Raw genomic sequence first — 1,621 nt, 5'->3', positions numbered from 1 at the left:
GTCCCATTCCTGGAGGTCCGGGTTCTTCACAGCACTTTCCCCGAAGCCGGCAAGTTGGCAGGTGTCGAAGGCACGCTGCGAAGGGCTCGACCACACCGCCTGGAAGGACAGGCCCTTGAGGCGATCGGTGAGGCCGCGGGCGGTCTCCTCACCCTTCGCCGTCAGCGGAATGTCGGTGCGACCGGTGTGCTTGCCCGAGGCGCTCCATTCGGTTTCGCCATGGCGGATCAGGTAGATCTCGGGAAATTTGCTGCTCATTGCCGGCCCCTCGGCGCTGGTGACAAGGCCGGACGACCAGCCCGCGCCAGCCTATGCGGCGACCGGCAAAAAGAACAGGCCGCGACCGGTTTTACCGGCCGCGGCCTCTCCATGCTTGGGAGGCGCCTGACGGGGTCAGGCTGGCTGGAGACCGCCCGACAGCGCCAAGTCGGCTTCTTCCGGCAACTGGCCAGCCATGGCGGCGGCGAATTGCGTCTGGTCGAGCTCGCCTTCCCAGCGCGCCACGACGATGGTGGCCACGGCGTTGCCGACGAAGTTGGTCAGCGCCCGGCATTCCGACATGAAGCGGTCGACACCGAGGATCAGCGCCATGCCGGCGACCGGCACCGAAGGCACGACCGAGAGCGTGGCGGCCAGCGTGATGAAGCCGGCGCCGGTGATGCCGGCGGCACCCTTGGAGCTCAGCATGGCCACCAGCAGCAGCAGGATCTGGTCGCCGAAGGTGAGCGGTGTGTCGGTGGCCTGAGCGATGAACAGCGCGGCCAGCGTCATGTAGATGTTGGTGCCGTCGAGGTTGAAGGAATAGCCGGTCGGGATGACCAGGCCGACCACCGACCGGTTGCAGCCAGCGCGCTCCATCTTGGCCATCAGGCCAGGCAGGGCGGCTTCCGAGGACGAGGTGCCGAGCACCAGCAGCAGCTCTTCCTTGATGTAGCGGATCAGCGCCAGGATCGAGAAGCCGTTGTACCATGCCACCGCGCCGAGCACGACCAGCACGAAGAGCAGCGACGTCAGGTAGAAGGTGCCGATCAGGAAGGCGAGGTTGGCGATCGCGCCGATGCCGTATTTGCCGACGGTGAAAGCCATGGCGCCGAAGGCGCCGATGGGGGCGGCCTTCATCAGGATGGCGACGAGGCGGAAGATCGGCGCGGTGAGCGCCTGCAGGAAGTCGACCACCGGACGACCGCGATCGCCGACCAGGGCCAGCGCGACGCCGAACAACACCGAGAAGAACAACACCTGCAGGATATCGCCCTGCGCGAAGGCGCCAGTGATGGTGTCGGGAATGATGTTCATCAGGAAGCCGACGATGGTCGTGTCATGCGCCTTCTCGGTGAAGGTCGACACCTTGCTGGCGTCGAGCGTCGCCGGATTGATGTGCATGCCGGCGCCGGGCTGGACGACATTGGAGACGACGAGGCCGACGACCAGCGCCAGCGTCGAGAAGAACAGGAAGTAGATCATCGCCTTGCCGGCGACCCGGCCGACCTTGTGCAGGTCGGAGACGCCGGCAATGCCGGTCGCCACGGTCAGGAAGATCACCGGCGCGATCACCATCTTGACCAGCTTGATGAAGGCGTCGCCGAGCGGCTTCAGCGACGCGCCGATGTCGGGATAGAAA

The 1,621-nt window shown here is 65.8% G+C and carries 2 protein-coding genes; both read right to left on the bottom strand.

Annotated features, from left to right (window positions below; genetic code table 11):
* A partial coding sequence (locus EOA33_RS34995) for a histidine phosphatase family protein (protein WP_145989495.1) occupies positions 1–258 on the bottom strand: 258 nt, incomplete at its 3' end.
* A gap of 135 nt (positions 259–393) precedes the next feature.
* Positions 394–1,621: dicarboxylate/amino acid:cation symporter (locus tag EOA33_RS34990; RefSeq protein ID WP_145989494.1), on the bottom strand; the 1,228-nt coding region annotated here is incomplete at its 5' end.

The sequence above is a fragment of the Mesorhizobium sp. M4A.F.Ca.ET.050.02.1.1 genome (genome assembly GCF_003997725.1).
Lineage (GTDB): Bacteria > Pseudomonadota > Alphaproteobacteria > Rhizobiales > Rhizobiaceae > Mesorhizobium.
Note: the sequence above shows the minus strand (reverse complement) of the source record. Positions and strands in the feature narration are given on the sequence as shown.